The organism is Clavibacter sp. MX14-G9D, from assembly GCF_032917815.1.
GTDB classification, from domain to species: Bacteria; Actinomycetota; Actinomycetes; order Actinomycetales; family Microbacteriaceae; genus Clavibacter; species Clavibacter michiganensis_K.
The window spans coordinates 1-6,446 of the sequence record NZ_JAVCVL010000160.1; the positions used below are offsets into that span (position 1 = coordinate 1).

The 6,446-nt window shown below is 75.7% G+C and carries 7 protein-coding genes; 3 read left to right on the forward strand and 4 right to left on the reverse strand.

Annotated elements, in window-relative coordinates; translation table 11 throughout:
* Nucleotides 1-762, forward strand: a 762-nt coding sequence (locus Q6969_RS11825; RefSeq protein ID WP_317230617.1) for an ABC transporter permease subunit, incomplete at its 5' end; no start/stop codon positions are given.
* Between the two features lie 21 nt (nucleotides 763-783).
* Here Q6969_RS11825 and Q6969_RS11830 read toward each other — a convergent pair.
* Entirely contained in the window at nucleotides 784-1,149 is a 366-nt protein-coding gene (locus tag Q6969_RS11830) for a hypothetical protein (RefSeq protein WP_317230618.1), read from the reverse strand.
* 276 nt (nucleotides 1,150-1,425) lie between these two features.
* Here Q6969_RS11830 and Q6969_RS11835 point away from each other — a divergent pair, with 276 nt between their 5' ends.
* Nucleotides 1,426-2,841: an MFS transporter gene (locus tag Q6969_RS11835; protein WP_094115327.1), complete on the forward strand. Its 1,416-nt coding sequence runs from the start codon at nucleotides 1,426-1,428 to the stop codon at nucleotides 2,839-2,841.
* A gap of 113 nt (nucleotides 2,842-2,954) precedes the next feature.
* The gene (locus Q6969_RS11840) at nucleotides 2,955-3,509 is read left to right on the forward strand and encodes an MOSC domain-containing protein (RefSeq protein WP_317230619.1); all 555 of its coding nucleotides are present in this window, start codon (nucleotides 2,955-2,957) and stop codon (nucleotides 3,507-3,509) included.
* A 297-nt stretch (nucleotides 3,510-3,806) separates the two neighbouring features.
* On the opposite strand, the gene Q6969_RS11845 is transcribed toward Q6969_RS11840, so the two are convergent.
* From Q6969_RS11845 to Q6969_RS11855, 3 genes are all read right to left on the reverse strand, one after another.
* Nucleotides 3,807-4,454: a hypothetical protein gene (locus Q6969_RS11845; RefSeq protein ID WP_317230620.1), complete on the reverse strand. Its 648-nt coding sequence runs from the start codon at nucleotides 4,452-4,454 to the stop codon at nucleotides 3,807-3,809.
* Between the two features lie 155 nt (nucleotides 4,455-4,609).
* Nucleotides 4,610-5,440, reverse strand: coding sequence for a PfkB family carbohydrate kinase (locus Q6969_RS11850; protein ID WP_317230621.1), 831 nt, complete (start codon nucleotides 5,438-5,440; stop codon nucleotides 4,610-4,612).
* 128 nt (nucleotides 5,441-5,568) lie between these two features.
* Nucleotides 5,569-6,446 (reverse strand): peptidase (locus Q6969_RS11855; RefSeq protein ID WP_317230622.1); only part of this gene is annotated, 878 nt, incomplete at its 5' end.

The following is a 6,446-nucleotide window of genomic DNA, read 5'->3' on the forward strand; positions in this document are numbered from 1 at the left end:
CGGGACCCCTACTCCACCGCGTCCGGCCGCCTTGCCCCGCCCTCGTGGGCGCTCCCCTTCGGCGCGGACGCGAGCGGCCGCGACCTCCTCGGCCACGTCGGCCACGGCGCCGTCACGACGCTCGGCACGGCGCTGGCCGTGGTGCTCGCCTGCTGCGCGGTCGGCCTCGTGCTCGGGCTGCTGCCGAGCGCCGCCGTCGGGCCCGTCGAGGTCGCGAACGCCGCTCCGCCGATCCTCGCGGGCATCGTGGTCTCCGCCATCCAGGGTCCCTCGACGGCGGGTGCCGCCATCGCCGTGGCTGCCGTGAGCTGGGCGCCGCTCGCGGCCCACGCGGGCGCGCTCATGCAGGAGGCCCGGGCGCAGCCGCACGTGCGGATCCTGCCGGTGCTGGGCGTCGGGCGCGCGCGCGTCCTCCTCGGCCACCTCCTCCCGGCGGTGGTCGGCCCGGTCGTGCGCAACGCGATGCTGCGGCTGCCGGGCGTCGCCCTCACGCTCGCGGCGCTCGGCTTCCTCGGGCTCGGCAGTGCCCGGCCGACGCCCGAGTGGGGCCTGATCCTCAGCGAGGGCATCGCCTACGCGGAGCGCGCCCCGTGGGCGGTGGCCGCGCCGGCCCTCGCGCTGGTGCTTGCCGCGGTGCTCGCGGTGTCGCTGTCGGCGCACGACCTCACGGGCCTCGTGCGCCGACGCCGGACCGCCGCACGAGCGGTCGCGGAGGCTGCCGCGGGAGATGCCCGGCTCGAGCGCGCCTCGGCGGGGGCGTAGCCGGGCCCCGACCCGGTCCCCCTACGGCTGACGGCCGTCCGGCGGGCGCGGTCCCCGGGGGCCGTCGCCGTCGCGGCCGTCGCCGTCGCGGACCCCGTCCCCGGCCTCCCCTGCATCCCGCTCCGCCGGATCGAGCACGTCCCAGCCGTGCTCCTCCGCGAACTCCGCCGCGGCGGCCTCCTCCTCCGCGGTCGGGGCCTCGGCACGTCGTGCGCGCTCCTCGAGCTCCCGATGGTCCCACCGGCGCAGCTGCACGATGCACAGCACGACGACGGCCGCGCACGGGAGGGCGAGGTACCAGTACCCCGTGGCGAACGCGACCAGCGCTCCCACCCCCATGAGCTTCGCGAGCCCGGGGAGGACCGCCCGTCCGGTCTCGTGCTCCATGGCGCTCCTCGTCGTGGGGCGCCCCGCGGCACCCGCGGGCGGGATCCGCGGACGACGCCTGACGGAAGCCTACGAGGCAAGCGGTGCGGCGCCGCACCCGCAACCCCCGCCCCCGGATTCCCAGCCGACTCCCCGCGGGGCGTAGGCTCTCCACGGCCATCACGAGTGGCCCCCTCGACTCCGCCGCACCCGGCGCCCGCGCCCGACCGGCGCGCCCGCCCCTCTGCGCGCCCCTTGCCGCTCACGCCGCATCAGCCGAAAGCCGTCTCCCGCACCATGTCCTCCACCCGCGCGGCCAGCGCCGCCGCCTCGTCCACCGCCACCCCGCCCGCCGGCAACTCGCGCTCGCGCGTCATCATCGCGAGCCTCATCGGCACGTCGATCGAGTTCTACGACTTCTACGTCTACGCGACCGCGGCGGTGCTCGTCTTCCCCGCGCTCTTCTTCGCGAACGACGACCCGACGGTCGCGCAGCTCGCGTCCTTCGCGGTGTTCGGCGTCGCGTTCATCGCCCGCCCGATCGGGTCCATCCTCTTCGGCCACTTCGGCGACCGCGTCGGCCGCAAGGGCACGCTCGTCGCGTCGCTGCTCACCATGGGCATCGCGACCGTGCTGATCGGCTGCCTGCCGACCGCCCTCACGCCCGGCTGGGAGGTCGCGGCCCCCGCGCTCCTCGTGGTCATGCGCTTCGGCCAGGGCCTCGGCCTGGGCGGCGAGTGGAGCGGCGCCGCCCTCCTCGCGACCGAGAACGCGCCCGTCGGCAAGCGCGCCATCTACGGCACGTTCCCGCAGCTCGGCGCGCCGATCGGCTTCATCGTCGCCAACGGCGTGTTCCTCGCGCTGAGCCTCGGCCTCTCGCCGGAGCAGTTCCAGTCGTGGGGCTGGCGCGTGCCGTTCCTCGCGAGCGCGGTGCTGGTGATCGTCGGCCTCTACGTGCGCCTGAAGCTCATCGAGACGCCGGCCTTCCAGAAGGTCGTCGACTCCGGCGAGGTCGCGAAGCTGCCCGTCGCGCGCGTGTTCGTCACGAGCTGGCGCCCGCTGATCCTCGGCACGTTCATCATGCTGGCGACCTACACGCTCTTCTACCTGATGACCACGTTCACGCTCACGTACGGCACGACCGCCCGCGACGCCGCCTCCGCCGAGGCCGCGGCGACCGCCGCCGGCAAGCCGTTCAACCCGGAGACGTTCGCCGCGGGCCTCGGCTACGCGCGGAACGACTTCCTGCTCATGCTCATCGTCGGCGTCGTCTTCTTCGGCATCTTCACGATGGTCTCCGGCCCGCTCGCGGAGAAGCACGGCCGACGCAAGATGCTCATCGCGACCACCGTCGGGATCCTCGTCTTCGGCCTGCTCTTCGTCCCGCTGTTCTCGGCCGGGTTCGTCGGCACCATGGCGCTGCTCATCATCGGCTTCACCCTGATGGGGCTCACCTTCGGCCCCATGGGCGCGGTGCTGCCGGAGCTCTTCCCGACCAACGTCCGCTACACGGGATCCGCGATCAGCTACAACGTCGCCAGCATCCTGGGCGCCGCGGTCGCGCCGTTCATCGCGGTGGCCCTCTGGCAGCTGCTGGACGGCAACGTGCTCCTCGTCGGCGTCTACCTGAGCGCGATGGCCGCGATCACGCTGGTCGCGCTCATCATCAGCCGCGAGACCCGCGACGCGGACTACGCGGGCAACGTCAGCTGACCCGTCCGCACGACCCGCCGGGCCGTCCGTCGCACTCCGCGACGGGCGGCCCTCCGCATCCCCGGCGCTCCCGGGGGTCGCCCGCTCCGCGCGGCGCCGCTATCGTCGCAGGCATGCAGCCGTCCGCATCCCCTCGCATCGTCGCGGTCGCGCGCGACGACGCCCACCGGTTCTCCAAGCCCGTCCGCCCGTCCATCACGCTCCTCGCCGGGCTCGGCGTGGAGGGCGACGCGCACCTCGGCACCACCGTCCAGCACCTGTCGCGGAAGCGCCGGGACCCCGACGCCCCGAACCTCCGCCAGGTGCACCTCGTCCACGCCGAGCTGCACGCGGAGCTCGCGGAGCAGGGCTTCGACATCGGCCCCGGCGACCTGGGCGAGAACGTCACGACGTCCGGCGTCCCGCTCCTCGACCTGCCGACCGGGACGCGCCTGCACCTGGGCGACGCCGCCGTGGTGGAGATCACGGGCCTCCGGAACCCCTGCAGCCAGATCGACGCGCTCGCGAAGGGCGCCATGAAGGCGGTCCTCGGTCGCGACGCCGACGGGAACGTGGTGCGGAAGTCCGGCGTCATGGGCGTCGTGATCACGGGCGGCGAGGTCCGCCCCGACGACGCCGTGCGCGTCGAGCTGCCCGCGGGCGCCCACGAGGCGCTGCAGCCCGTCTGAGCGGGAGGCCGCGAGGAGCGGTCCTCGTCCCGGGGGGGGGAGGGCGGCGCCTCACCCTTGTCCGTGCGCTCACCCGACGCGCTGACCGCGACCGCGTCCGCGACACCGCGAGCTGCCGCGGCCGCCGTCGGATTCGGTCACCCGCGCACGCTGCCGCCGGCTGACCCCGTGCACGGTTGAGCCGGGACGGCGCCCCCGGGCGATCCCGCCGATCGTGGACGCGAGCGCGCCTGCAGGAACACGGCACGCGGTCGCCCCGGGTCCGCGCCTCCGTGCTGCCGGGCAGCGACGGCGGCGTCAGCGCCCGAGGCCCGCGCGGTCGACGCGGCGGTGGAAGCGCATGCCCGCGAGGCCGCCGACGATCGCGCCCACCAGGCTGACCACGGCGACGAGGACCGCGGTCACGATGCTGGCGACCGTGAGGTCGCCCTCGTCCACGGGGATGCGCGGGAAGCCGTTGAGGTTCCCGAGGATGTTGTACTGCGAGCCGGCGATGGCGGTGACGATCGCCACGACGATCGCGATGACGATCGCCCACAGCCAGACGGCGAAGCCCTGCTTGGCGCCGTCGAATCGGGCCATCCGGCCGGCGACGTAGCCGCCGCAGCAGTAGGCGATGAGGATGACGACCAGCACGGCGATCGCGCCGGCCCAGCCGATGGTATCGGCGTTCTGCTGTGCGGCGTCCGCGGCCTGTCGGGCATCGCCGCCGTTCGAGCCGAGACCGATGGCGGCTCCCGTCGCGGCGACGAGGGCGGTGAGGATCACGGCGGTGCCGGTGGCGGTGAGCCAGCCGAAGAACGCGGATCCGGCCTTGATGCCGCCGAAGCGCTCCTTCTCGCGCTCGACCACGTCGTGCCGGAGCGACGTGCGGTCGCCCGCGGGGACGGCGGCGTCGCGGTCATCGCGCGGCGAGTCTCCGCGCGGGGTGTCCGAGGTGCTCATGATGGTGCCTTCCGTGACGTCCGCGCCTCGTCCGGGGGCCCGGCGGGGTGTGCCTTGGACACTACTCGCGGGCTAACGCTTCGTGCGCTTGCTCTTTAGGGGATGCCGACGCGGCCGGGCCACGCCACCGCCGCGCGCCGTGCCGGAGGGAGGGCTCAGCCGTCCGCCGGCTGCGCGCCCTGCCGCTGCACGACGACCGCGGCCGCGTCCGCAGCCCGGCCCATCGCGGCGGCCCGGTCGGCGCCGCCGGCGAGCGCTGCCGCCAGCGCGCCGCAGAACGCGTCGCCCGCCCCGGTGGTGTCGACGACCCGGTCGACCCGCGACGCGGGCACCTCGACGTCGCCCCACATCGCGCCCTCGGCGCCGAGGGTGACGAGCAGCGACGCAGGAGCGGGCGTGCCCGATGCACGGAGGAGCCCCGCCTCGTGCTCGTTGACGACGACCGGGTCCGCGAGCGCCAGCACGTCGTCGGGCAGCTGCGCGAAGGGCGCGAGGTTCAGGACGACGCGGGCACCCGCGGCGTGCGCGCGCCGCACGCCGTCCGCCACCGTCTCGAGGGGCAGCTCGAGCGAGGCCAGCACCACGTCCCCGGCGCCGAGGCCGTCGAGCGGATCCAGGTGGTCGCCCGTCACGCGCGCGTTGGCACCGGGCGCGACGATGATCGTGTTCTCCCCGTCGTCGGCGACCGCGATGACGGCGAGCCCCGTCGTGGACCCGACGACGGCGACGAGGCCCGCGACGTCGATGCCGCGGCCCTGGAGCCTGGCCCGGTAGGCGGATCCGTCGGCGTCGTCGCCCACGGCGCCCACCATCGCGACGGACGCGCCCTCACCCGCCTCGGCCGCGGCGACGGCCTGGTTCGCGCCCTTGCCGCCCCACAGCCGTTCGGGATCGGAGCCCATGAGGGTCTCCCCCGGCTGCGGGTGCCGCGGGACGCGGACCACCTGGTCGACGTTGAGCGATCCGAGCACCACGACGCGGCCCATGGGCACCTGCCTCCCCCGGCACGACGCCGGCCGCGCCCGGGTGGCGCTCCCCGCCAGGGTACCGAGGACCCGAGGGCGGGCCGGGCCGGGCCGGGCCGGTGGCGGCCGGGCGGTCGACCGGACGCGCGTCAGCCGAACGAGTCGACGTCGTCGAAGACCCGGCGCTCCGTCTCGCCCCAGGGGGTGACGGCGGTCCCCACGCCGAACAGCCCGTCGTACGTGGCGGAGATGACCCCCGTCTGCCGGCCCCGGGTCGCCGCCGCCGACAGGTGGATCACGGGGCCGCCCGACATCCCGCCCCCGGCGGAGCACCCCACCAGCGCCAGCCGTGCGTCGGCGGTCCCGTAGGCCGGCCCGACGCACGTCGCGAGGGGCGTGGTGTCCAGGGTCGACGGCGAGCCCGGGTACCCGAGGGTCAGGTAGTGGAGGCCCGCCTTGGCGAGGCCGAAGTCCGGGGTGACCGCCTTCACGGCGTCCGCGAGGAGCGGGCCGGACGGTCGCTTCCGCATGCGGACGAAGGCGGCGTCGTGGCCCGCGTCCTGCCGGGAGCGCCAGGCCTCGGGCACCTGGTACTCGTCCGCGCCCCACGTCCCGTAGGGGCGGTTCGCGCCGTCCCATGCGGGGGTGAAGGCGATCCGCGTGGCCGACTCGCCGTCGAGCAGCAGGCAGTGCCCGGCGGTGGCGACCATGAGGCCGGAGCCGGAGCGGATCGCCGACGCCGTGCACGACTTCTCCCGGCCGGCGCGGATGAACGTGAGGATGCCGATGTAGGACTGGGCGCCCAGCCGACCCGGCGTGCTGTGCACCAGCTCCGCGTCCGCGCGGGGCGCGGACCGCGACGGGGCGGCCCCGCCGTCGTCGGGCTCGGCGGCGCGGATGCGGTCGGGCGTCCAGTACGCCGCCGCCTCATCCGCCTCCTGGTGCGTGGGCACCGCGACCGGGGGCTCCGTGCCCGGGGCGGCGTGCGCCTCGGCCGCGACCGGGACGGCGGCCGCCCCTCCGCACC